The organism is Lactobacillus panisapium (genome assembly GCF_019469265.1).
Lineage (GTDB): Bacteria > Bacillota > Bacilli > Lactobacillales > Lactobacillaceae > Lactobacillus > Lactobacillus panisapium.
Genome location: NZ_CP048268.1, coordinates 1,610,717 through 1,637,683, shown reverse-complemented (window position 1 = coordinate 1,637,683; position 26,967 = coordinate 1,610,717). Strand labels below are relative to the sequence as shown.

Sequence of the window (26,967 nt, the reverse complement as noted above, 5' to 3'; positions counted from 1 at the left end):
TCTTAAAAATTATTTACCGCGATGGACTGACCCAAGTGCCAGACCCGTGACCCATAATCGTTTTAACCGCGGGGATGAAGGTGGTAATAATCGTTATGGTGTTGATAACCCATAGACATAATAAATAGATTGGTGCAAATAGCAGGTACTTAATCTTATTTCCGCGTTTATCAATTACCAATGCCGTTACTAATTGCATAATTCCGGCAAGCATTTCAAAGCTAATTAAGATCAAGGCCGAGAAACATAAATAAGCTAGAGAGGACCAATTTTGCGTAAGTAAAGCGCTAGTTGCTAAAACCGCAAAGATGGCGGTAGAAATCCAGAAGAAGAATGCCCAGCAAATACTCAGGGTTTGGTCAAAAAGCATTAGCACTTCACCTAAATTTTTAAGTGGGTGGCGCAAAACTCGTAGGAGATTGGTCAACCAAACTTCAGTCCCACCTTTGGCCCAGCGCTTACGCTGATGGTATAAATCACGCAAATTTTCTGGCACTAAGGTGTAGGAGATTATATCAGGTGCAAAAACTGCGAGCCAGTTGTTGAGCTGATGATCCCACGCAATGCTAATGTCTTCGGTTGCCCGATCTTGCCGAAAAAGCCCGACATCCATCAAAGCACTCTTTCGGTACATCGTGTTAGCACCACTATAAGCAAAAATGCTGCCAAACACGCCCATTTCCGCGCGTTTAATGATACCGACGATACTGGAAAATTCAACCGTGATTGATTTGGTAATCAGCTTCGTCCGATTGCGCACCTCTACGTTAGAAGTTACTGCCGCAATATTTTGCCCCTCGGGACTATTAAAATAATTGACATAACGTTTCAGCGCATCCGGTTCTGGAATCGTGTCTGCATCGTTACTGAGAACCAAATCTCCTCGGGCAAATGCTAATCCAACATTAAATGCATGAGCCTTACCATGATTTTGTTCTAGCCGAATGACGCGCAGCTTAGCGTATTGCTTTTGCAATTTGGCGAGAATGGTCGGCGTCTGGTCGGTTGAGCCGTCATCAATCACCAATAATTCGTAGTTGGTGTAGTTAAGCTGGGTTAGGAGGTAATGAATGGTTTCTGCCAGCGAAACTTCTTCGTTATGGGCGGGAATCATGATTGTAATCATCGGTTCTTTTTCCGGTGGAATCATGGCAAATTTCTTTCTTTTATTTTGAAAAACATATTTATAGCATAAACCACCGATAAACCAGGCTAAGCCCCCTAAAATTGGGTAGGAAACTAAAATCAAAAACAAAAATTGCGGAACAATTTTGAAATTAAGCCATGTTAAGTACACTGATGATCGTCTCCTTTGACAAATAATAGCTGGGCAAAGTAGGGCTCAAGATTCTGTTCCTTTTTTACGGTATAAAAACTGTCTTGTTGCCGTTTTTGTAAATTACCAAATTTATCTGTCCACGCATTTTCAATTAACTCTTTTCGAACATCACATCTGTGAGTATTAATCGCGACTCGGCGGGTCCAAGTTGACGAAAACCGATAGTTGTTCCACTCAGTCAGACTAAAGTATAAAAGAGCGATAATGACAAAGTATTCGTCAAAAAAGCGCGCGAGAAATTTTAGTGGAATGATAATCCGATGGTAATAGTTAAATGGCAGTGCATGTCTTGCCTGCGGGAGCCATAAGGGCAACATCAAAAAGAAAAATGGCAAAATAACGCCAAGCCAGCCAACTAACGCAATAGCAGTTTGCTTTGCTTTAAGCTGCCAATTAGATGAATTAAAATAGTCATCTTCGACCAATTCAATTTTGTTTTTGTGATTCAATGCTTTCTCCTCCGTCAAAACAATTATTAGGCCTGAAAAGCGCGTTTTCTACTTTATTAGCTTGCCCAAAATAATTCAAATTAGGAACCTTAGCTTAAGATATTCTCAATAAAGGTTGTTATTTGGTAAAGGACTTTAGTTTACCTTAATCAGGTGAGTAGCCAAATGACCCTTATGGCAGAATGTCAGTCGAACTTCTTGTTAGCATTAATTGATCTTGCCCCTGTGCTTTTAAGCAGGGGCTTTTTGGTGTGCCTAAAAGCCAATAATTGTTTAACGGGTAGGAATCAGCTGATATATATGCAGTTTTTTTAAGCGCTCAACTATTAAAAATAATCCGGGCTAAAAGCTGTACTAGCAAGCATTTTGCGACTTAAAGGCATTATGGTAAATATTATTTTTCCATTTTAAATGGAAATAAGCAGTAATTACAAAGTAAGCGTTTCAGTTTAGTATTAATCATTGTAAAGGGTTACAAAGAATGGAAGTGAAAAATAGTAATGAAATTTACCGCCAATGACGTGTTTTTGGATGTCGATGAACAAAGCGTTGCTTCTTTTTTAGAGTTTGCCGCCAAAGCAGCTAAAGATGCTGGCTTTACTGATGATGTCAGTGAATTAAAACGCAGTTTTTTAGAACGGGAAAAGGAATTCTCAACGGGATTAGAAGATGGCTTTGCCATTCCACATGCCAAAACAGCGGCTGTGTTAAAACCTGGGTTCTTATATTTTAGGTTGACGCAGCCAATTGACTGGCAGACCTATGATGATCAACCGGTCAGCGATATTTTTACCTTAATGGTCCCACCTGAAAATGCGGGTGATGAGCATTTAAAGATGCTGGCCAACCTGTCGACAGCATTGCTTGAAGATGACTTTAAGGTCAAATTACGGGAGTTAACTTCCAAGAAAGCAATAGCAGATTTTATTAACCAAAAGATTGGAGAATAGCAAGATGAATGTAGTAGGAGTTTCCGCTTGTCCTGCAGGACTAGCACATACACCAATGGCTGCTAAGGCATTGGAAAAAGCCGGTACTGAACTCGGCTGGAATGTCAGAATTGAACAACAAGGAATGATGGGCCCAGTTAACCCAATCACGCAAGATGAGGCTAATGCAGCAGACTTTGTCTTAATTGCTTCTGATCAAAAGATTACTAGCATGGAGCGTTTTGAGGGGAAGCCGGTTATTCGAGTTGACATTAATACTTGTATTAAAGCGCCAAAGGCCGTTTTGAAGAAATGTGCGGCTGCAGTTCAAAAGGAGAACTAAAATGAAACGGATTTTGAAGGAATGGGAAGGAGCCATCATGAGTGGGATCTCCTACATGATCCCTACGGTCATTGGTGGTGCTCTCGTTGTTGGTGTCCCGCAGTTAATTGGGATGTGTTTTGGCTATGGTGACTTATCGAAGTTTGCGAAAACACAAGGCTTTTTCCATTTTTTGTATCAAATCAACCAAGTGGGTTGGATTGGAATTGGCTTAGTTAACCTAGTTATCGGAGGTTATATTGCCTATGCCTTAGGTGATAAGCCTGCCCTAGGTGCGGGTTTTATCGGCGGACAGCTCGCAACCAATAACCAATTAGGTTTTATTGGTGCGATTGCAGCCGGCTTAATTGCAGGTTATGTAGCACGTTGGTGCCGCAAGATTAAGGTTCCTGACAAATGGAATTCAGCAATCGAATTGATTGTAATGCCGCTTTTAACAGTGGGGTCGGTCGCGCTCTTTGTCGGCGTGGTCTTAACGCCGCCACTAGCGTGGATTAATAACGGACTGACCTCATGGGTTAAGTTTATGGTAGAGCAAAAGACTAATGCCATTTTGTTAGCTGCTATTATGGGCGGCATGATTGGCGTCGACCTTGGTGGCCCAGTTAACAAGGCTGCTTGGGGCGTGGGTAATTTCTTCTTCATTGAGGGAATTTACCAACCTTGTCTTTACACTAATATTGCAATTTGTGCGATTCCAATGGGCTACGCAATCATGAGTTTTATTTGGCCAAAGAAGCGTTTTTCACCAGAATTACTTGAAATGGGCCACAACAACCTCATCATGGGAACATTCGGCATTACCGAAGGAGCGATACCTTTCATGATGAAGGCACCACAATTGATTATTGTTAATGTTATTGGGGGCGCACTTGGCTCTGCTACCGGTGCATTTTTAGGAGTAAAATCACATATTCCTCCTCTAGGCGGTTTGCCAGGCATTTTAACAGCTGATAACATTATTGCCTACTTAGCCGGAATTTTGGTTTGTGCATTGTTTATCGCAATTGTCGCACCATTAATTGCTGACTTTACCGATCAAGACTCAACTGGTGAGGAATCAATGAGTGATGACGATATTGAATTAAATATCCAATAATATGAAACCAAAAACTATAGTTTGGAACGAATTAAGCAATTTCTAGCTATAGTTTTTTCTTTAGGAGAGAAAATGACTAAAAAAGTTTACGTAGTCCCGCATACCCACTGGGATCGGGAGTGGTTTTTTACCGCGTCTAAAGCAAAAGTCTACCTATTAAAAGACGTAAAGGATGTCCTAGATTATTTAGAACAAGGTGGGGTGTTTAAGTCCTTTTTGCTAGACGGGCAATCGTCACTAATTACCGATTACCTTAAATGGCGCCCGCAAGATACCGAACGCGTTAAGCACTTAGTGCAAGAAGGGAAATTAGCGTTAGGTCCGTGGTATACGCAAACCGACCAATTTTTACCTTCGGGTGAAAGCATTATTAATAACTTACGCATTGGGATTAAGCAAAGTGATCGTCTCGGCGGTCATATGCCGGTTGCTTATGTACCCGATTCTTTCGGGCAGGAATCCAGCATGCCGCAAATCTACCGCGGCTTTGGCATTAAGGATGCGGTTTTGTACCGTGGCTTTTGCCGGGACACTGCTGCTAAATCTGAATTTATTTGGCGCGGTGAAGATGGCACGGAAGTTACTGTTTTTCGGATGGCCTGTGGCTACTTTGTCGGTGGCGTGATTGATGAAACGAAACTAGCACAATTAATGACGGAAGAACCATTTAAAACGATCGTTGATGAGGCAACAACAGCCAATATTTTATTCCCGAATGGTTCAGATATGGCACCACTACGCTTTGATCTGCCCGTGTTACTCCAAAAGTTAACTGCGGCGAATCAGGGTAAATATACCTTCGAAGTTGCTTCTTTAACCGATTATGTTAACGCCGTCAAAAAGGAGCAGCCCCACTTTTTGCGTCTAACGGGTGAGCAGGACAGCGGAAAAGACATGCGGGTCCATAAGTCGATTTCCTCTTCTCGGGCAGACTTGAAGAAGTTAAATACGGAATTGCAAAATTACTTGAGCAATGTGATGGAGCCAGTTCTGGCTTTAGGAGATTATTATGGTTTGCCATATCCGTCCGAAGCAGTCGACGACATCTGGGAAAAGATGTGTCAAAATGCGGCACATGATTCAATGGGCAACTGCGTTTCTGACCGGGTTAATGAAGATATTAAAGCCCGCTATCTAACCGTACAAGAGATTGCCACTAGCTTAGTCGATGTTACTTTGCGTCAACTTGCTACCCGCGTAAAAAAGCAGAAGCAGCCGATAACCCTAACCGTTTTTAATTTGCTGCCACATCCGCGTAAGGGCATAGTTAGTCAAACAATTTATTCGCCTAGCCGTAATTTCGTACTTCAAGACGAAACGGGTAAAAAGGTCCCGTATGAGATTACAGCAGTTACGGAGGTAACGGAATTAATTAAGGGAGCAACAATTCAGCTTGATCCTGGCAAGAAGATTTACCAACCGGATAAGGTTTACCGCTTAGAAGTTAACTTAGAGTTTGAGCAAATTCCGGCCATGGGCTATCAGCAATTTTACCTTATTCCGCTAGCTGACAAGGAAATCGAATTGGCTAACCGGCAGCAAGATTCGACAATTGAGAATGAATTTTACCGAATTACGGTAAACGATGACGGTAGTTTAGCGATTTTGGATAAGCGCAACCAGCACTTATACCAGCACCAGGCCGTGATTGAGGAAAATGGGGACGACGGTGATTCCTATAATTATTCTCCTGCTAAGAAGGACTTGGTGATTTATTCCACCAGTCAGCCGCACCATGCACAAGTTATTCACGGACAATTAGTCAGTAAATTAATACTTGATTTTGACTTCATGGTACCCGGTGATTTGACTAAACGGGCTCAAGGAATTACAGATACACCAATGCCGGTTCAGCTGGAAGTTACGTTGAAGAAAAACGAGTCGGCAATTAATTGCGTACTCAACATCGATAACACCAAGCCTAAGAGCCACCGGGTATGCATTGATTTTGCCGGTGACATTGCCGCCAAGACTAGCATTGCAGATATCCAGTTTGGCGCAATTAAGCGCCCACTTGTTAAAGAAAAAGAACTGCAAGATTGGGAACAAAATCAGGCTAATTGGGAAGAAAAACCAATCGCAATTAACACGATGCAGAGCTTTGTTGCCTTATCAGATGAGCAGCGTTTGCTAGCCTTGGCACCGCAAGGGGTACGGGAATATGAATGTTGCGGAAAAAAGCACAATACAATCAGGTTAACAATTTTTCGTACTTACGGGATGCTGGGCAAGCGCGATTTATTGTACCGTCCTGGACGTGCCTCAGGAGACGAGACTGTTCCAACACCGCAGGCTCAGCTTAACCAGCAGCTCAGTTTTGCCTTTAGTTTAATTACGGGGCAAACCAGTTACGAAAACAGTAATTTAGCAAATAAGGTAAAAGAACTCGAAACGCCACTACAAGTGTACGAATATGCCGAGTTCTTGAACGGCCGGCTGACATTTCCGTTTAATCCTGCAACCAGAGTCTACGAACCGCCTTTTAGTTGGCTGACAACAACTAACCAGTTGAGCATCAGTACAATTCAAAAAGATCATGAGCGTCCGGGATACATCATCAGGATGTATAACCCCAAAGAGCACCCCATCCAGGAACGCATCACTTTTACTAAATTGCCGCAAAAAATCGAAATCGTAGATTTACGTGGTAAAAAAGTCAGGTCATTGACGCCGGTTAAAAAGCAGGTTGTTTTACCCGAATTGACGCATGCCAAGTTAATAACAGTTTATTTTGAATATTAGGAGAAATTATGGTTAAAGCATATTTTGTAAATCACACTCATTGGGACAGAGAATGGTATTTCACAACGCAGGATGCCCAAGTATTGAGTGATCAGCTCTTTACTGAGGTTCTTGATGAACTCGAGCAGCATCCAGAAGCCAATTTCACGCTCGACGGCCAGATGTCAATTGTAGATGAATATGTAGAAATTCACCCTGAAGCCAAGAGCCGGATTCACGACCTAGTTGAGCGTAAGCAGTTGTTCATTGGCCCCTGGTACACACAGACAGATGCGCTAGTGCCCAATGCCGAATCACTCTTACGCAACTTGATTATCGGCATCTTGGATGCCCGCAAAAATTACGGTGAGCCAATGATGCTGGGATATTTACCCGATACGTTTGGCTTTAATGCTAATTTGCCAATGATTTTGCGCCAAGTTGGAATTCATGATTTCTTATCGTGGCGCGGGACTAACTTTAAGCGCCAGACTAATTCTGTTTACTTTAAGTGGAAAGCCCTTGGCGGTAAGGCGGTCTTTGCGGCCAACTTCCCTTTGGGCTATTACACTGGTCAAATTGATTTAGAATCAAAACAAAATTTAGCGGACTTTGTCAAAAACAGGCTGGATCAGGGAATTGAATTTGAAGCGTTAAACGGCAATAACCAAGAGGTTCTGATTCCTTCAGGCATTGACCAGATGAATATTATTCATGACCTCGCGCATACACTCAAGCAGGTGAATAAATATTCTAAGCATGACGTAGTTATTGGGACTTATCCAGAATTTATGGCCAAATTACGTGGACAAAAATTACCAGAATATCAGGGTGAATTACGCTACCCAACTTATTCACGCGTTCACCGTACAATTGGCTCGGTTCGTTCACGCAATAAGCGGAGCAACTTTAAGCTTGAACAGCTTATTACCAAGAGGGTTGAACCATTAATGTTAATTGCCAAGTATGCTGGTATCCCTATTTCAAACGGCATTGTGATCAAATTGTGGAAACTGCTGTTTGAATTACAACCGCATGATACATTGGGTGGCAGCGTGACCGACAATGTTGCGCTTGATATCAATCAGCGCATTAAGCAGGCAACTGAAATTGCGGAAGGAGTGGAAAATTACGTTAAGAAGCGCTTGGCTCAGCGACTAAAATTAAATGACCATGATGTTCTTATTTTTAACCTGGACCCAACTGAATTTGATGGTCGTAAGACCGTGACTATCATTAGCCCAACTTCCCAGATAGAATTTCCAGCAGAAAATGAAGCGGTGATTGTTGCTAAAGAAGAAATTAAAGCGCGGCCACATATTATGCAGTTAACACCCAACGGTTATGAGTTTAAGGATGAACCAGGTTACTTTAAACTTAAAGTTAGCCTGCACGTTAAGATGGCTGGTTTGGGCTATCAGGTGCTGCACTTTAATGACAGCACGCATGCTGCTCCGGAGCTGCAAGAAGAAAGTGGCAGCTCAATTGGCAATAAACACGTTGAATTAGTCTTTGAAGAAGGCAAGTTCTATTTGATTACCAAGAATAAAACCTTCAGTGATGTCATCAGCATTTATGACCAGGCCAATGATGGCGATACCTACGATTTTTCACCATTAAGGGGTGATAGCGAGGTGCGCTTACCGTGGAATGGCATTATCCATAAACAGGCGGCACCAGGAATCGAAAGCTTGACTCTGAAGGGTAAGTGGCAATTACCGTACGACCTGGCAGATCGGGTGTCCACCGCCGAGAGCAAAATAAAGGATGTTAATTACCAGTTGCTGCTGTCAATCACCGACGAGGCAAAGGTGATTACGGCTAAGCTAATTATCGATAACCAAGTACTGGCACATCGCTTACGGTTGCGGCTGAAGACTGATATTGAAACTGACTATGCGCACGCACAAATTCAGGGCGGTTTTCGCGAAACTAAAAATGAACCAATTGCAACCAACTGGAATGATGAGTTTGTCGAAAAACCCGTTAATATTTACTTGTTTGACCGCATGGTTGGTCTAAGAAATCAAAATCAAGGGTTGTATTTCCTAGGGACAGGGCAAAAGGAATACGAAAAAGTAGGGGATGCACTCTACATTACGTTAATGGCGACAACTGGCCAGTTGGGTAAACCCGACTTATTGTGGCGTCCTGGACGTGCTTCGGGTGATACCACTTCGGTAGGCCACATTATGATGCCAACGCCAATGGCACAAGAACAGGGCCCTAATGAATTTACTTTTGGACTATATGCCACCAGTTCCCAGCCGGTGACCGAAGAAAGTTTATCAAAGCAATTAACTAAGTGGTATTCACCGTCTGTTAGTTACCAGTTGCAAAAATACAATTTGTTCGTCAATCGTCTGGATAACAAACTATGGGATATTGAGTTTGCACCAGATTTGCCAAAACTTGCACGCACGCAATCCTGGCTTAACCTTAAGCCCGATCTGGAAGTGGCTGCTTTGTACCCAGCTTATACCGTTAAAGATAACCTAGTTTTACGCTTATCAAATCTTACCGGTGAAACTCAGGATGTCTCTTACCTAAAAGATGAAGGTTTCATTGTGGTTAATGGCTTGGAAGAAACAATCGCGCAAGACTACCAAGTTGCGCCATACGACCTGATTACCTTAATTAAGCCAATCTAGCAAGAATCACCTGCAGGCAACCAATTTTACAAAATCAAAATGAGAAGAAGTGAAAGTATGAAACTATCTTATAAACGATTGGGAACAATCCTTGAATTCTTATTAAACAATTCAGCCAACCGCTACGTTTCTGCCTCCTTTTTAGCTCAAAAATGCAACGTTAGTACTAGAACAATCAGATCCGATATTAAGGAATTAAATAAGGAACTTTCTAGCGACCACGTTAAAATCCAAAATAAACGAGGTGAGGGCTTTTATCTTAATGAGATCAGTGATGCAACAAGGCAAAAGCTGAGTGAGATTGCTAAAAGCGATTTGCCAGCTTCGAGTTCTGGCGAGCGCATCATCGAGGTGGAACAGTATTTACTGGTTAATGACCGAGTTCGCCTTAGTCAATTGACAGATAAGCTATTCATCAGTGACAACACCTTTTTTACTTATCTGGTGACCATTAAGAAAGAATTTAGCCAATTCAATTTACGGGTTGTTAAGAAAGGCGATTATTATTTGGTGGCTGGTACAGAGTCAGCCAAGCGCAAATTCATTATTGCTAAGTTAATTAATAAGAAGTCCAACAGCTACATCGTTGACTTCACCGAGCAGGAAAAAATCATCTTTGCCAATATTGATTTAGACAAGCTCAAGCAGCTAATTCACGGCTTTTTACGCCATTATAGTTATCATATTTCAGATATTAATACGAAAAATATTATCTTACATGCGGCTTTAACTATTTCCCGAATCAAACTGGGTTTTCACTTGGAGAATAGTAATACGGTCAAGATTAAGCCTGAAGTACTAGCAACTTTAACAAAATTGTGCCAGAAGTTGGAAAAGGTATTTAACGTTAAGTTTAATTGCCATGAGGTTAATGATTTAGTGTATCATTTTGCCTTGAATTATCCGGAATGTGTTCGTAGCAGCAATAAGATTAATACTAAGGAAAAAATTACCAGGGCCGTGACGATTTTTTTGCAAAATATCAAGAAAGAATTTGCGATTGATCTTCTGGATGATAATGAGTTGCGAATTAACTTAGTCCAGCATCTGGAAAACTTGGTGAAGATTAAGACAGTTAACGGTAACCGAAAGAACCCACTGTTAAATGTTATTCTGTCGACTTTTCCTTATGCCTATGAGATTACGGCTTATTCCGCGCCGATTTTAGAACACATGCTTGACTTGAAGCTCAATGATGATGAACTGTCATTTATTACGCTGCATGTGGGTGCGTCAATCGAGCGGCAGGGCAATCGTTCTTACCAAAAGAATGCGGCCTTAATTTGCGGGACGGGGATGTCCACGGCTTCGCTAGTGCGGGCCAAGCTAGAGACGCAGTTTGCTTCATTTTTAAATATCACGGGGACTTATACTTATGATGAATATCTTGAAGGCAAGGCAGCGGGCAACGACTTTCTAATTTCCATGGTGCCGCTAAATGATGCCGCGATTCCAGTAATTCAGATTGACTTAGCTAACTTCCATAATGATATTTTGCAATTGTCTGAGTATCTAAAGTCGCTTAATAATCCTTACCGGGCAATTAATAAATTATTTGATGAGGAAAATATCTACCTGATAAAAGACAAGATGTCTAAAACGCAGTTGTTAAATATGCTAATCCATAATCTGGAACAGAAAAAAATTGTCAGTAAGGATTTTATGCCGAAGGTCTACGAACGAGAGCAAATGTACTCTACTGCAATCGGTGGCAAAATTGCGATACCGCACTCATTGGGTTATGCAACTAAGAAGTCGAAGGTTTCCTTTGCTAGACTTGATCAGCCAATCAAATGGGATCAAAAAAACGAGGTAAAGTATGTCTTTTTGCTGGCAATTGCTCGACCGGATTATCTCAGTGTGCAAAAGTTGTTCGATTTTATTGTTGATTTGCAAACCAATTCTACTTTTAGAAAAATTATCGATAAAAGCTCTAAACCAGCTGAAATAAAGAATGCAATCAGCTCGTTAATTAAAAGCAGTTATTAAAGAAAGGGCAAAAATGTTATTTGGATCAATTGAGGCAGGGGGAACCAAGTTTGTCTGTGCCGTTGGTAACGAGGACTACCAAGTTAAAGAGCGGTGCGTAATTCCCACTACGAATCCGCAAGAAACTATTTCAAGGGTCATTAATTATTTAAAGCAATTCGATGTGGCGGCAATTAGTGTCGCATCATTTGGCCCAATTGAAATTAAAAAGACGGCACCTAATTATGGGTATATTACAACAACACCCAAGAAGGGCTGGGCTAATACGGATATTGTTGGCATGATTAAAGCAGCAATTAAGGTGCCAATCTTTTTTACCACCGATGTCAATGGCTCGGCATATGGGGAATACGTGATGTCACGCTTATCTAACGAGGATATCAGTGCACTCGTATATTACACAATTGGTACCGGCGTTGGCGGTGGTGCGATTATCGATGGCAAGGTGTTAGGCGGAATCGGTCATCCAGAAATGGGGCACGTCTTGGTCAAGCGTCATCCTGCAGATAGCAATTTTTCAGGTATTTGCCCGTACCACCGAGATTGTTTGGAAGGGTTAGTCTCAGGGCCAACTTTTGCAAAACGGCTAGGTAAGAAAGGGGAGGATGTGCCGTTAACCGATCCAGTTTGGGCAATTTTAAGTTATTATGTTGCTCAGGCTGCCTTACAGGCCACGCTCATCCTGCGGCCTGATAAAATTGTGTTTGGCGGCGGCGTTGTTAGTGAATTGTTTTTGGAAAAGGTGCGGCAAGAATTCGCTCAGCTTTTAAATGACTATGTTCAAGTTCCAGATTTAACTCAGTATATTACGATGCCAGCAATTGCGGAAAATGGTTCGGCTACTGTCGGAAACTTTGCTCTTGCCAAGAGGCTACTTCGGTCATTTGATTAAATTGTTGAATAAAAAGATATGTAAGTAATCAAACCAAGGTGCAAAATAAGCTCCTTGGTTTTTGTGTTTATTTTCCAGAAATTAGTTAATAATTAGCTTTAGTGATTTTGCTAATAAGGCTACTGTAGCAGGAGAAACATCAATAATAAAGCGCTAACTCAAAATATAAGTTTGAAGCTTATACATTGATTAAATGTTCTGGCAGTGTAAAATACCCAATGCTAACATATTCTCCATAAGGAGTTGACGTAATGAAGTTAGAAAAAGCGATGGATATTCTGGGTTGGGTGGCTTCAATCACTGCAATTATTATGTATGTAGCCTATATTCCGCAAATTATCAATAATCTGCACGGATTAAAGGGTAACCCAATTCAACCTTTAGCAACGGCAATCAACACCCTTTTGTGGGTAGTTTATGGTCTGTTTAAGGAAGACAGAGACATTCCAATTGCAGCTTGTAATGCTGTTGGCTTTGTTTTTGGTCTTGTTGCCTTTTTTACTGCACTATAAAGTAGTCTCAAAGTCGCAAATATTTATTTAAAAACCCCTCCAAGTTAATTAGGTTAATTTGGAGGTGTTTTTGTCTCCGTAAACAAGAGTAAATAAGATTATACTTGCAAAAGTATTTCGAAATTTACCAGTAGAATTATTGCCTGATGCTAATAGAGATTGCAGTTTATCGGATAAAACTGCTAAACAATAAATCACGAAATCACGCAGTGCATCAACCAAAACTGATTTTCGAATAAACCTTAAAAGACATTCTTGCTAGCAAGAATGCCTTTTTATTTGCTCTCAGCCATAATTTCGGTTCGAAAATAATAAATAACTTGCTGTGCTTGTCAGTCGCACCGATTAACTTTGTTAATTTGTGTAGCTTAAAAAGTTACTATAGTAATATAAAAAGCAAAAAATAGCGCAAGTGTTATTTATGGTACTAAATGCCACTGAATACCTCTAAAACAGCATTATTACAGGAGAAAGCAAATTTATAAGCAAATTTTATAGTCAATAATGAGCACGTATATACATTTACCGCAAGAACAGTTATTTAAAAGGCTAGTGGTCATCGTCAAGCAAAAAGAGCAAGAATTTGTCATTGCTAGGGAAATGGCGTCTTTTACTAGTCAAAAGGTGATTTCCAATGTGAACTTGCTTTGAATAATATCCCAGCATTTTAGAAAAAAGCAAATTATACATTGATAATTTATAAATGATTAGTTGCTAAAAGATGAAATCTACTAAAATTATCGGCAAACCCTGATGTAGTTACCATTTAACAAAATAACTTAAAATAATAGTTAATAAATTATATATAATCGTATAGTCTATGGATAATAAATCAATCTAATTGATTATGAATATCTAATGTAATACTTATAAGCCTTAATATAACAGTGATAATGCTTAAAGTTATGGTGTGATAAATTTAAGCATTAATAATATCGATAAAACTTTTTTATTGTTAATTGCTAAAAAATGCTATATTAAGGCGAAGTTGTAACTTGATATAAAATAATGTTTTATAAATGTCTTTATATTTATTAATTAACATGTTAAAATCACATTTATGTAAATAAAGTTGTTCTAAATCATATTAGGAAGTGATGTAAATTTTGAAAAAGCCAAATCTTATTGAAGACGTAAAAAACACTAATTACAAAATGCATAAAGGGAAAAAGGGCTGGACTGTCAGCTATTCTCTCTTAACTTTTATGCTTGGTGGGATATTTTACGGTAATACTTCAGCTCAACAGGTAAATGCAGCTGATATTGGTACTAAGACTACCCAGCTTACCAAACAAGACAAAGGTCAACAAGAAGTGGAATCAAAGTCGATTGACGATGCCAGAACAACTGCTGGCTTGACTTTGGATACTGAGGCAACAAGTACTAAGAATAAGATTAATACTGATGCAAATTTGACTAATAAAGAAAAAGCAGCTCAGATTGAAACTATTGATTCTTTGGTTGCTAATGGAAAAGCTCGCATAGCAGAAGCTACAGAATTAGTAAGCATTAAAGCAATTGTCGATCAAGCTGTTGCAAATATTAATTCAAGTTACAAACCAGGTAGTGTTATTTCTGAAAGCAAGCCAGCTAAGAATAATAAGACGAACTCTACTACTAAGGTGGCAGCAAATACTAAGAAAGCTCCTACTATTAATGAAGCTAAAAAACCAGCTTCTAAGAAAGTAGCAGTTTCAACTTATCAAGGACTTAGCTCATTCTTTAAGGAAGATGCTCCTGCTGAAGCTAATAAGCCAGCGCTAGCAAATACTAACACTAATAATTCTTCATCCAAAGACAATAATAAGGAAGAAACAAGTTCTTTAATTGCGCCGCAGGATAAAAAAGTTAGTGCAGCATCGTTGCAAGGCAAGAGTATTACAACGAAAACCGATGAAGAAGTTGAAGCTAACACCGACGCAACGGTTGCACCAGATCCAGATGCGGGTCGGGAAGATTTTGAAGATCTAGTTAAGAAACCTAGTGGGAAAACTCGTACTTCAATTAATGTTCCTGTACCAAAAGAAGTGACTAACCCTGATACAAGCCAGTCGGCTGATGTTTCAACCTTTGCACAATTAGCTGATGCTTGGGGAAATTCAGCTGTAACCTATATTAATATTACCCAAGATATTGCTTTTGATAGTGCAGTTGCTTCTAGAGCCGGAGGATTTGGAACTAGAGGTAAAAATGCTAGAACACCGGCTACAAGCGTAGTTATTAACGGTAATGGTCATAAAATTGATATGGGTAACCAAAGCCTGAGGGTTGGTAATTATCGGGTACCGCAAGCCACATCGATTACTGTGACAAATGCTAAATTCACCCAATCATTCACTTCTGCTGGTGGTGCCGCAACAGCTTTATTAAGTAGTACTTATGCTGGTAATGGTCCATTATTAACATTTAATATTGATAATGTTGAACTTGAACCAAGTGCAGCAGGTACGTATTCCGTGCGTGGTGTTGTAGCATATGGTGCTAAAATTGTCTTTTCTGGCGATAACAAATTCGTTATTACCAACGAAGTTGCCCGCGGAATGGCCAGCGTATACTTTGCTAATGACGCAAGTGTCCAAATGGTTAGAAATTCCAATGACTTTGAAGATGATAATAGCGACGGCGATGGTGACGATGGCTCTACCTCAGATCCTTCAGTAGTTCTCGATAGAGCGACTCCAGAATTCGCATTTAATAGAGGTAACGGTAATAAGAACCAATTTATCATGGGTGACCGTTCCTCTAACTTAGCCGCAACTTTAAACGGAGTTTCAACGAGATACCCAGCTTTACAGGGCTCGATTATGACTCTTCAAGTTGGTGACGACGTATCCTGGACGCAAAAAGGATTTGCCTACTTCTTGCTTGCTTCAAATGGAGCTGCATTTAGAAGTGCAAGTTACGTCTTTGGCCAAAACTTTGACTTGGAATGTCCATCTGCTACTCGTGGTGGGGTTATTCACTTATACCGTAACCAAAGCTTAGTATTTAATCCTGGAACGATTCTTGATATTAATCAGCAAGTTTCAAATGATTCAATTATCGTTGTTGCTGGAACTTCATCTGTAACGTTCAACTCACCAAGAGAATTGGACTTGGCAATTACCAATAAGGGTGATGCCGCCGCAACTGCCAGAAGAGGTATTGTTTCAGGATCTGGTACCGTTAAGATTAATAATTCAAGTATTAGGACTTGGGACGGTTTAAATTCCTCTGAAGAAAAACCTGATGGTGATTATTCAGCTAAGTTTAGCAATATCACTATTACAAATGGTGTAGCAACGATTAGTGTTGTTGGTGGTAATGCCACATCATCAAACATCCTGACTGCTACAACGCGTGAATTAAAAACTAATGCTATCAAGCCTGGTAAGGTTAAGATTGAATATATTGATCGTCAGGGAAATAATATTGGCGAATATGAGTTGCCATTCGGTAATGGTGCTTATGAAGACGCATATATTGGTAAAAGAATTCCGTTAGTAAGCGAAGACATCGTCAATCACATTCCAGAAGGCTACATGTGGGCACTAGGCAATCAGATCTATTCTGGTGCAGCCGCCGATCAACAAAGTGGTGGTGCAGCAACTGATGAAGATAATGGTGATGCCAGTGGTCAACCAAACGTAGCAATTGTTCCAATGGATGATGGCTCATTTACATACAAGGTCTATGTATATGGAACTAAGCAAAACGTGACATACAAGTATGTCGATGTTAATCATCCTGATAAAGTCCTGACAATTCCTAAACTTGCAGGAACCGAAGATACTAGCGGCCTGGTTACTGCAAACTATGGCAACACGATTGATTGGACGAATAAATACTACACACAGACAAACGTACCTGTCGGTTACCATTACAAGACTGATGCTGAAAATCAACCAACAACGACTCTTGTTTCGAATGATAATCCAGTTGTAATTCTCTATGTTGAGGGTGACGAACAAAAGATTGTTCCTACCTATGTAGATGGCGACGGCAATGCTATTACCCCAGATAATCCGGTTGAAATAACTGGTAGAACAGGCGATACCATTACGATTCCAACTGCTCCTGATGTTAAGAATTTAGCAGTAGATGAAATTTATCTGAATGGCAACCTTGTGACTACTGGTTCCAGTTTTGAAATGCCTGATCAGGCACATTTATCTGCTAAAGACAAATATACTATAGTATATAAATATCGTTCACTACAGATCGATAAAGATGAAGCTATTAAGGCAATAGAAACAGCAGCTAATAATGCAACTGAGAAAATCAGTATCAATAAGACTTGGACGACTGCAGGCAAAGAAAACCAGTCAAACAAAGTAATTCAGGCTAAAATTGATGCTATCAATGAAATTAATAATTGTGAAACTCTTAGTCAATTGAACTCTGTAAAAGATAAGTGGATCGAAGAAATTAATAAACTTGGCGATGAGAATGGCAAACCATTAGAAACTCAGAAAACCGATGCTAAAGGTCTGATTGATGATAAAGCTAAGGAAGTCAAGGATCAGATTGACACTGATGTAACTTTGACTAATGCCAAGAAGGCCGAGCAAAAAGCTGATGTTGATAAGGCAGTCGCAGATGCCAAAACTGCAATTGATAACGCAGAAGATGCGCAGGGTATCGAAGACGCATTGAATAAAGGTAGAGAACAAATTGGTAATAAACATCGACCAGAATCACTAACTCAACAACAAACAGATGCCAAAAGCGCCATTGACGGCAAAGCTAAGGAAGTCAAAGACAAGATTGATGCTGATAAAACTCTGACAAATGCCCAGAAGACTGATCAAAAGGATGCAGTTGATCAAGCAGCAGCCGCAATTAAAGATGCCATCGATAAGGCAGAAGATGCCCAAACAATTGAAGACACTTTAATCGCCGGCAAAGATAAGATTGATGCAGTATACAAACCGGGTGATCCGATTAGTAGCCAAAAGGAAGCTGCCAAGGGCAAGATTGATGATAAGGTCAAGGAAGTCAAAGGCAACATTGACGCTGATAAGAACCTGACTGATGCTGAAAAAGAGAAGCAAAAAACTGATGTTGATAAGGCAGCAGCTGATGCCAAGGATGCCATTGATAAAGCAGATACAGCTCAAGGGGTTCAGGATGCCTTAAATAAAGGCATAGATAGCATAGGTAATGCTTATGTACCAGGTGGCCCGCTTAGTGGTCAAAAGACAGATGCTAAAGGTCGAATTGATGATAAGGCTAAAGAGGTTAAGGGCAACATTGATGCCGATAAGAACTTAACCGATAAGCAGAAGGCAGAGCAAAAAGATGCTGTTGATCAAGCAGCTGTTGCCGCTAAAGAAAACATTGATCTGGCTGAAACAGCTCAAGGAGTTAAGGATGCCTTAGATAAAGGCATAGATAGCATAGGTAATGCTTATGTACCAGGTGGCCCACTTAGTGCTCAAAAGATTGATGCAAAAGGCAAGATTGATGACAAGGCTAAAGAGGTTAAGGGCAACATTGATGCCGATAAGAACTTAACCGATAAGCAGAAGGCAGAGCAAAAAGATGCTGTTGATCAAGCAGCTGTTGCCGCTAAAGAAAACATTGATCTGGCCGAAACAGCTCAAGGAATTGAAAATGCCTTAAATATTGGTAAGGATAAGATTGATGCAGCTTACAAGCCAGGCAGTTCTTTAACCGGTCAAAAGACTGATGCGAAAGGTCAGATTGATGACAAGGCTAAAGAGGTTAAGGGCAAGATTGACGCTGACAAGAACTTAACCGATAAGCAAAAGGTCGACCAAAAAGCTGAAGTGGATCAAGCGGCAGCTGATGCCAAGGATGCCATTGACAAGGCCGAAACAGCTCAAGGAGTTGAAGATGCCGTAACTACAGGTAAGGCTAATATCGATGCGGCTTACAAGCCAGGTGGTTCACTTAGTGGCCAAAAGACAGAAGCTAAAGGTCAGATTGATGACAAAGCTAAAGAGGTTAAGGGCAACATTGATGCCGATAAGAACCTAACCGATAAGCAGAAGGCAGAGCAAAAAGATGCGGTAGATAAAGCAGCATCCGATGCCAAGGATGCGATTGACAAGGCCGAGACAGCTCAAGCGGTCGAAGATGCTGTTAATACTGGTAAAGATAAGATTGATGCGGCTCACAAGCCAGGTAGTTCATTAAGTGGTCAAAAGACTGATGCAAAAGGTCGGATTGATGATAAGGCTAAAGAGGTTAAGGGCAACATTGATGCTGATAAGAACTTAACCGATAAGCAGAAGGCAGAGCAAAAAGACGCGGTGGATAAGGCAGCAGTTGATGCCAAGGATGCGATTGACAAGGCCGAGACAGCTCAAGGAGTTGAAGATGCCGTAACTACAGGTAAAGCTAATATTGATGCGGCCTACAAGCCAGGCTCAGCACTTAGTGGTCAAAAGACAGATGCTAAAGGTCAGATTGATGACAAGGCTAAAGAGGTTAAAGGCAACATTGATGCCGATAAGAACTTAACCGATAAGCAAAAGGCCGACCAAAAAGCCGATGTGGATAAAGCAGCGTCTGATGCGAAGGATGCGATTGATCAGGCGGAAACAGCTCAGGCAGTTGAAGATGCTGTAACTACCGGTAAAGATAAGATTGGTGCGGCTTACAAGCCAGGCAGTTCTTTAACTGGTCAAAAGACAGATGCTAAAGGTCGAATTGATGATAAGGCTAAAGAGGTTAAGGGCAACATTGATGCCGATAAGAACTTGACTGATAAGCAGAAGTCAGAGCAAAAAGCTGACGTTGATAAAGCAGCGTCTGATGCGAAGGATGCAATTGACAAGGCCGAAACAGCTCAGGCAGTTGAAGAAGCTGTAACTACAGGTAAAGCCAACATTGATGCAGTTTATAAGCCAGGCTCAGCACTTAGTGGTCAAAAGACAGATGCTAAAGGTCGGATTGATGACAAGGTCAAGGAAGTCAAAGACAAGATTGACGCCGATAATAACTTGACTGATAAGCAAAAGGCCGACCAAAAAGCTGATGTGGATAAAGCAGCATCCGCTGCGAAGGATGCAATTGATCAGGCAGAAACAGCTCAAGCGGTCGAAGATGCCGTAACTATAGGTAAAGCCAATATTGATGCAGCCTACAAGCCGGGCAGTTCTTTAACAGCTCAAAAGACAGATGCCAAAGGTCGAATTGATGACAAGGTCAAGGAAGTCAAAGACAAGATTGACGCTGATAAGAACTTAACCGATAAGCAGAAGACCGACCAAAAAGCTGCGGTGGATCAGGCAGCAGCCGATGCGAAAGATGCAATTAACAAAGCAGATACAGCTCAAGCGGTCGAAGAAGCCGTAACTACAGGTAAAGCCAACATCGATGCGGCCTACAAGCCAGGCTCAGCACTTAGTGGTCAAAAGACAGATGCTAAAGGTCAGATTGATGACAAGGCTAAAGAGGTTAAAGGCAACATTGACGCTGATAAGAATTTAACTGATAAGCAAAAGGCCGACCAAAAAGCTGACGTTGATAAAGCAGCGTCCGATGCCAAGGATGCAATTGACAAGGCCGAAACTGCCCAAGCGGTTGAAGATGCCGTAACTACTGGTAAGGCTAATATTGATGCAGCCTACAAGCCAGGCTCAGCACTCGGTGGTCAAAAGACAGATGCCAAAGGTCAGATTGACGACAAAGCTAAAGAAGTCAAAGACAAGATTGATGCCGACGTCAATTTAACCGATAAGCAAAAAACTGATCAAAAGGATGCTGTCGACAAAGCAGTCTCAGATGCTAAGGACGCCATTGACAAAGCAGATACAGCTCAAGGAGTTCAAGATGCCCTGAATGATGGTAAAGATAAGATTGATGCGATTTATGCACCAGGTAGTTCACTTAGTGGTCAAAAGACAGAAGCTAAAGGCAAGATTGATGACAAGGCTAAAGAGGTTAAGGGCAACATTGATGCCGATAAGAACTTGACTGATAAGCAAAAGGCCGACCAAAAAGACGCCGTTGATAAGGCGGCTGCTGATGCGAAGGATGCGATTGATCAAGCCAAAACAGCTCAAGCGATTGAAGATGCCGTAACTACAGGTAAGGCCAACATTGATGCAGCCTACAAGCCTGGTAGTTCTTTAACCGGTCAAAAGACAGATGCTAAAGGTCAGATTGACGATAAGGCTAAAGAGGTTAAGGGCAAGATCGATGGCGATAAGAACCTAACCGATAAGCAAAAGGCTGATCAAAAAGCTGATGTCGATCAAGCTGTAACTGATGCTAAAAATGCCATTGATCAGGCTGAAACGGCCCAAGCAGTTGAAGAAGCTGTAACTACTGGTAAAGCCAATATTGATGCAGCCTACAAGCCAGGCAGTTCTATAACCGGTCAAAAGACGGATGCTAAAGGTCAGATTGATGATAAGGTCAAGGAAGTTAAGGGCAACATTGAGGCCGATAAGAACTTGACCGATAAGCAGAAGACAGAGCAAAAAGATGCGTTGGATAAAGCAGCAGCTGATGCGAAGGATGCGATTGATCAGGCTGAAACAGCTCAAGCAATTGAAGATGCCGTAACTACAGGTAAAGCCAACATTGATGCAGCCTACAAACCTGGTACGCCAATCAGTAATCAAAAGACTACTGCAAAGGGTCAAATTGATGACAAGGCCAAAGAAGTTAAGGGTAAGATTGATGCCGATAAGAACTTAACTGATAAGCAGAAGACAGAGCAAAAAGCTGACGTCGATCAAGCTGTAACTGAAGCTAAAAATGCGATCGATCAAGCCGAAACAGCTCAGGCAGTTGAAGAAGCTGTAACTACTGGTAAAGCTAATATTGATGCAGCCTACAAACCTGGTACGCCAATCAGTAATCAAAAGACTACTGCAAAGGGTCAAATTGATGACAAGGCCAAAGAGGTTAAGGGCAAGATTGACGCCGACAATAACTTAACTGATAAGCAGAAATCAGATCAAAAAGAGGCCGTTGATAAGGCTGCAACAGATGCGAAGGATGCGATTGATCAGGCTGAAACAGCTCAAGCGGTTGAAGAAGCTGTAACTACAGGTAAAGCCAACATTGATGCAGCCTACAAGCCTGGTTCACCAGTTAGCGGTCAAAAGACTGCTGCCAAAGGCCAAATTGATGATAAGGCCAAGGAAGTTAAGGATAAGATTGACGCTGACAAGAACCTAACTGATAAGCAAAAAGCTGATCAAAAAGCTGACGTTGATAAAGCAGCATCTGATGCGAAGGGTGCGATTGACAAGGCTGAAACGGCCCAAGCAGTCGAAGATGCTGTGACAACTGGTAAAGATCAGATTGAAGCAGCTTACAAGCCGGGTACATCACTCAGTGGTCAAAAGACTGCCGCTAAAGGTCAGATTGATGACAAGGCCAAAGAAGTCAAAGACAAGATTGATTCTGATAAGAATCTGACTGATAAGCAGAAGGCTGACCAAAAGGTGGCAGTGGATAAAGCAGTCACTGATGCGAAGGATGCGATTGATAAAGCAGAAACTGCTCAAGCAGTTGAAGATGCTGTAACTACTGGTAAGGCCAATATTGAAGCAGCTTACAAGCCGGGTAGTGATATCAGTAATCAAAAGACAGAAGCTAAAGGTCAAATCGATGACAAAGCAAAAGAAGTTAAAGACAAGATTGACGCTGACAAGAATCTGACTGATAAGCAAAAATCAGAGCAAAAAGATGCGGTAGATAAAGCTGCAGCTGATGCGAAGGATGCTATTAACAAGGCTGAAACTGCTCAAGAAGTTCAAGATGCCATTAACAAGGGTAAAGATCAAATTGATGCAGCCTATAAGCCAGGTAGCGCTATTGGCGGTCAAAAGACAGATGCTAAGAGCAAGATTGATGATAAGGTCAAGGAAGTTAAGGGCAAGATTGATGCCGATAAGAACTTAACTGATAAGCAAAAGGCTGATCAAAAAGCTGATGTGGATCAGGCAGCAGCTGATGCTAAGAATGCGATTGATCAGGCCGAAACAGCTCAAGCAGTTGAAGATGCCGTAACTACAGGTAAAGCCAACATTGATGCAGCCTATAAGCCAGGTTCATCACTCAGTGGTCAAAAGACAGATGCTAAAGGTCAGATTGATGACAAGGGCAAAGAAGTCAAAGACAAGATTGACGCTGACAAGAACTTGACCGATAAGCAAAAGGCTGATCAAAAGCTTGAAGTTGATAAGGCAGTATCTGAGGCTAAAGATGCCATTGATAAGGCTGGGTCAGCTCAAGAAGTTCAAGATGCTCTCAATAAAGGCAAGGATAAGATTGATGCGGCTTATAAACCTGGTACAGTAATTACTGACCAAAAAGATAAAGCCAAGGATAAGATCAACGAAACGGTTAAAGACGTTAAGGATAAGATCGATGCCGATAAGAATCTGACTGATGCTGAAAAGGAGAAGCAAAAAGCAGATGCTGATAAGGCTGCGGCCGATGCTAAGGATGCGATCGATAAGGCTGAGACAGCTCAAGAAGTTCAGGATGCAGTTAATAAGGGTAATGATAGAATTGAAAATGCCTATAAACCTGGTACTGCACTAACTGCTCAGAAGTCTAATGCTAAAGATCGAATTGATGATGAAGCCGATACAATTAAAGACTTAATTGCAAAGGATCGTTCATTAACCGATAAGGCTAAAGCTGACCAAGTTGCTGCTGTTGATGCTGCTGCTCAAACAGCCAAGAATCGCATTGATGCTGCAACTACGGCTCAGGAAGTACAAAATGCAGTTGATCGTGGCATCAAGAATATTGACTCTAAATACGTTACCAACCCAATTACTTTAGCTGAGCAAAAAGAATATGCACAGCAATTGATTAGGGACGAAGCTGAAATTGTCAAAGGTCAAATTGAAAGCGATCCTGCACTTGATACTGAAACTAAGGCGCAACAGGCAAAGGCGGTAGATGCTCAAGTTCAAAAGGCAATTAACAAGATTGCTCAAGCACCAGATGCACAAGCAGTTCAAGAAGAATACAATAATGGTATTATTGCAATTCATGCTCAACACCTTAAAGGTACTGAATTAGAAACCCAAAAGCAGAAAGCTAAGGATTCAATTACGCAAGAACTAACTACTATTAAGGAAGCAATTAGTAAAGATGTCAGCCTCGTTTCATCAGAAAAGGCTAAACAAATTGCTGATGCAGAATTAGCTGCTGGTAAAGCACAAAATGCTATTGATCGTGCGAACAAGGCACAAGATATCAGTGATAATTTAGCTGCCGGTATCATTGCAATTGATAATGCATACATTCCAGGTAAGCCACTTGCTGATCAAAAGAGTGAAGCAAATAAAGCTCTAGATGATGCAGCTGCAGCAGCCAAAGATAAGATTGATAAAGATCAATCTAAGACTGCTGAAGAGAAGGCTAATGAAAAGCAAAAGATTGATGATGCCGTATCGAAAGCGAAAGACGCAATCGACAAAGCCAAGGATGCTGATGGTGTGAATAATGCTAAAATTGAAGGCACTTCGGAAATAGAAATTGCGCAAAAGCCAACTGCTACAGTGGAAGATCAAAAGAACTCGGCTAAGAAGGAAATTGACGATGCTGCTAATGCTGCTAAGAACAAGATTAGTCAGGATGTAAGCTTAACAAACGAACAAAAAGCTGCTGCTAATAAGGCTGTAGATGATGCAGCTGCAGCAGCTAAGGATGCGATTGATAAAGCAAGCAATTCTGATGAAATTAACAAAGCTAAGCAAGATGGTATCAACGCAATTGACAAGATTACGGCTGAATTAGACTTGCAAAAGCTTAAGGATCAATCAAAGGCCATCATTATTGACAGTGCACAAGCTGCTAAGAATAAAATTGATAATATAGCTAATGTGAGTGATGGTGAAAAGCAAAGTGCTAAGGAAAAGATTGATCAAATTCTTGAAGCCGGAAAAGCTAATATTGACAAGGCAAACAGTTTTGAAGAGATCTTACAAGTAATTGACCGTACGAATAAAGAAATCGGATTGGTAACTGTTGTTCCAAATAATAACAATTCTAACGGTTCCGATGGTGCTGGCTCTAATGGCTCCGGTTCAAATGGTTCAGACGGAGCTGGCAGCAATGGCTCCGGTTCAAATGGTTCCGACGGTGCTGGCGGCAATGGCTCAGGTTCAAATGGTTCCGATGGTGCTGGCTCAAATGGCTCAGGTTCAAATGGTTCTGACGGTGCTGGCTCAAATGGCTCCGGTTCAAATGGTTCCGACGGTGCTGGCTCAAATGGCTCCGGTTCAAATGGTTCCGATGGTGCTGGCTCAAATGGCTCCGGTTCAAATGGTTCTGACGGAGCTGGCAGCAACGGTTCTGTTCCAAATGGTTCAGACGGAGCTGGCAGCAATGGTTCAGGTTCAAATGGTTCCGATGGTGCTGGCTCTAATGGCTCCGGTTCAAATGGTTCCGACGGTGCTGGCTCAAATGGCTCCGGTTCAAATGGTTCCGACGATGCTGGCTCAAATGGCTCCGGTTCAAATGGTTCCGATGGTGCTGGCTCTAATAGCTCCGGTTCAAATGGTTCTGACGGCAATGGCTCCGGTTCAAATGGTTCCGATGGTGCTGGCAGCAATGGCTCAGGTTCAAACGGATCTAATGGTTCCGGCTCAGGAAGTTCAAATGGCTCCGGTAGCACGGGCAGCGGCTCAAACAGTTCTGGTTCAGGAAGTTCAAATGGTTCCGGAAGCACAAGTACCGGCTCGAACGGTTCTGGTTCAACTGTAAATAATCCAGCTACTAGTGAAGGTACAGCTGCTGCAACTGCTGGTGAAGAAACCGGTGATGCAGTTGACAGAAAACTTAACCACAATGCCTACTTCTATAACAAGGATGGTAAGCGGGCAAACTTATTAGTAGCTAAGAAAGGTTCGGTAATAAGTACTTACAAGCAAGAAAGTATTAATGGCCGAGACTTCTACCTAACTGATAATGGTTTGTACGTTGCCGTAAACAACTTCAAGGAACAAACACGTTTATTGAAGAAGAATGCATTCCTATATAGTTCAAAGGGCAAACGAATCAGTACTAAGTTATTGAAGAAGAATACTAAGGTTAAGACATATGGCGATCCTGTTACCATTAAGGGCAAGCAGTACTACATTACTACTGGTAATCGCTACGTTAAGGCAGCTAACTTTGCAGTTGCTGCTAAGGAAGCCAATAATGTGGTTGCCGACGGTGTAACAGCCAATGCAATTCTGGAACATGATGCATATATCTATAATGATGAAGGTAAGAGAATTAATCGTGTTGTTCTTAAGGCGGGGTCACAACTTGCTACAGGTGAAACAAAGACAATTGATGGACGTCAGTTCATCGAAATTGGCAAGGGTCATTATGTAGCAAGTGACAACGTCACGGGTACAGCTCGTAAATTAAGTACTAAGGCGTATGTCTATGATCAACATGGACAACGCATAGGTAAGCAAACATTGAAGAAGAACGATACTGTTCAAACCTACGGCGAACCAGTCAAGAAAGGAGGCCAAGAATTTTATATAATTGGAAATAATAAATTTGTAAAAAAAGGCGTTGTAAAATAATCCATAGATAATTATTGAACTACCATTTTTGCAAATAATCGAGGCATATTTAGTAGATAGAGAACACCAAGCTTACCGTAAGCTTGGTGTTTTTCTTTAGATCATAAATGTAAATAATCACTTTTAAGTATATATTTATAGGTAATAATTTTATGTTCTTCAAGTGGCGATTGAAATGATCGCTTTTATCTGGGTGCGTTTTTAATTTTTGGGCTGAATAACCAGATAAAAAATAACAAACTCTTCTTGTCAAAATAACGTTTTTAAGATTGGGGTAAGTCCGGTAAATTGAATTCCGATTTAATAAAAATTCTTTATTAGGCTAAATAATTTCTTCTTAAAAATTATTATAGTTTTTTGCTTAGCTATTTGCGGACGGCATAAAACAAAAAGGAGCTTAAATTAAAGCAAAAATCCGCTAAAACGGTGTTCTGCGCTGGATTTGACACTCATCAAATTAAGAATCAGTCAATTTACAATTGGTGATTAATCACACAATCAATTATTTAAATGTATATGAAGATAGTAAAAA

General features: G+C 41.1%; 11 protein-coding genes. 9 read left to right on the top strand and 2 right to left on the bottom strand.

Going from position 1 to position 26,967, the window contains the following annotated elements:
* Positions 1-13: 13 nt before the first annotated feature.
* A complete protein-coding gene (locus GYM71_RS07720; RefSeq protein ID WP_220220046.1) occupies positions 14-1,297 on the bottom strand; it encodes a glycosyltransferase family 2 protein in 1,284 nt (427 codons plus the stop codon).
* Positions 1,288-1,788: a hypothetical protein gene (locus tag GYM71_RS07715; protein WP_220220045.1), complete on the bottom strand. Its 501-nt coding sequence runs from the start codon at positions 1,786-1,788 to the stop codon at positions 1,288-1,290. Before GYM71_RS07715 ends, GYM71_RS07720 begins: the two co-directional genes overlap by 10 nt.
* A gap of 500 nt (positions 1,789-2,288) precedes the next feature.
* Between GYM71_RS07715 and GYM71_RS07710 the strand changes: the two genes are divergently transcribed.
* The 9 genes from GYM71_RS07710 (at position 2,289) to GYM71_RS07670 (ending at position 26,435) form a co-directional block, all read left to right on the top strand.
* Positions 2,289-2,738 carry a PTS sugar transporter subunit IIA gene (locus GYM71_RS07710; protein ID WP_220220044.1) on the top strand — a complete coding sequence of 150 codons (450 nt, stop codon included), beginning with the start codon at positions 2,289-2,291 and terminating at the stop codon, positions 2,736-2,738.
* 4 nt (positions 2,739-2,742) lie between these two features.
* Positions 2,743-3,060, top strand: coding sequence for a PTS fructose transporter subunit IIB (locus GYM71_RS07705; protein ID WP_220220043.1), 318 nt, complete (start codon positions 2,743-2,745; stop codon positions 3,058-3,060).
* Between the two features lies 1 nt (position 3,061).
* Complete coding sequence (locus GYM71_RS07700) at positions 3,062-4,159, top strand: PTS fructose transporter subunit IIC (protein ID WP_220220042.1); 1,098 nt, start codon at positions 3,062-3,064, stop codon at positions 4,157-4,159.
* Between the two features lie 72 nt (positions 4,160-4,231).
* On the top strand, positions 4,232-6,901 hold the full coding sequence (locus GYM71_RS07695; RefSeq protein ID WP_220220041.1) for a glycoside hydrolase family 38 N-terminal domain-containing protein: 2,670 nt from the start codon (positions 4,232-4,234) through the stop codon (positions 6,899-6,901).
* A gap of 8 nt (positions 6,902-6,909) precedes the next feature.
* Positions 6,910-9,531, top strand: coding sequence for a glycoside hydrolase family 38 N-terminal domain-containing protein (locus GYM71_RS07690; protein ID WP_220220040.1), 2,622 nt, complete (start codon positions 6,910-6,912; stop codon positions 9,529-9,531).
* 57 nt (positions 9,532-9,588) lie between these two features.
* On the top strand, positions 9,589-11,520 hold the full coding sequence (locus tag GYM71_RS07685; RefSeq protein WP_220220039.1) for a BglG family transcription antiterminator: 1,932 nt from the start codon (positions 9,589-9,591) through the stop codon (positions 11,518-11,520).
* A gap of 13 nt (positions 11,521-11,533) precedes the next feature.
* On the top strand, positions 11,534-12,412 hold the full coding sequence (gene scrK, locus GYM71_RS07680; RefSeq protein WP_220220038.1) for a fructokinase ScrK: 879 nt from the start codon (positions 11,534-11,536) through the stop codon (positions 12,410-12,412).
* A gap of 251 nt (positions 12,413-12,663) precedes the next feature.
* Positions 12,664-12,924 carry a SemiSWEET family transporter gene (locus GYM71_RS07675; RefSeq protein ID WP_220220037.1) on the top strand — a complete coding sequence of 87 codons (261 nt, stop codon included), beginning with the start codon at positions 12,664-12,666 and terminating at the stop codon, positions 12,922-12,924.
* A 1,106-nt stretch (positions 12,925-14,030) separates the two neighbouring features.
* Positions 14,031-26,435 carry a DUF1542 domain-containing protein gene (locus tag GYM71_RS07670; RefSeq protein WP_220220036.1) on the top strand — a complete coding sequence of 4,135 codons (12,405 nt, stop codon included), beginning with the start codon at positions 14,031-14,033 and terminating at the stop codon, positions 26,433-26,435.
* The last annotated feature ends 532 nt before the right edge of the window (positions 26,436-26,967 follow it).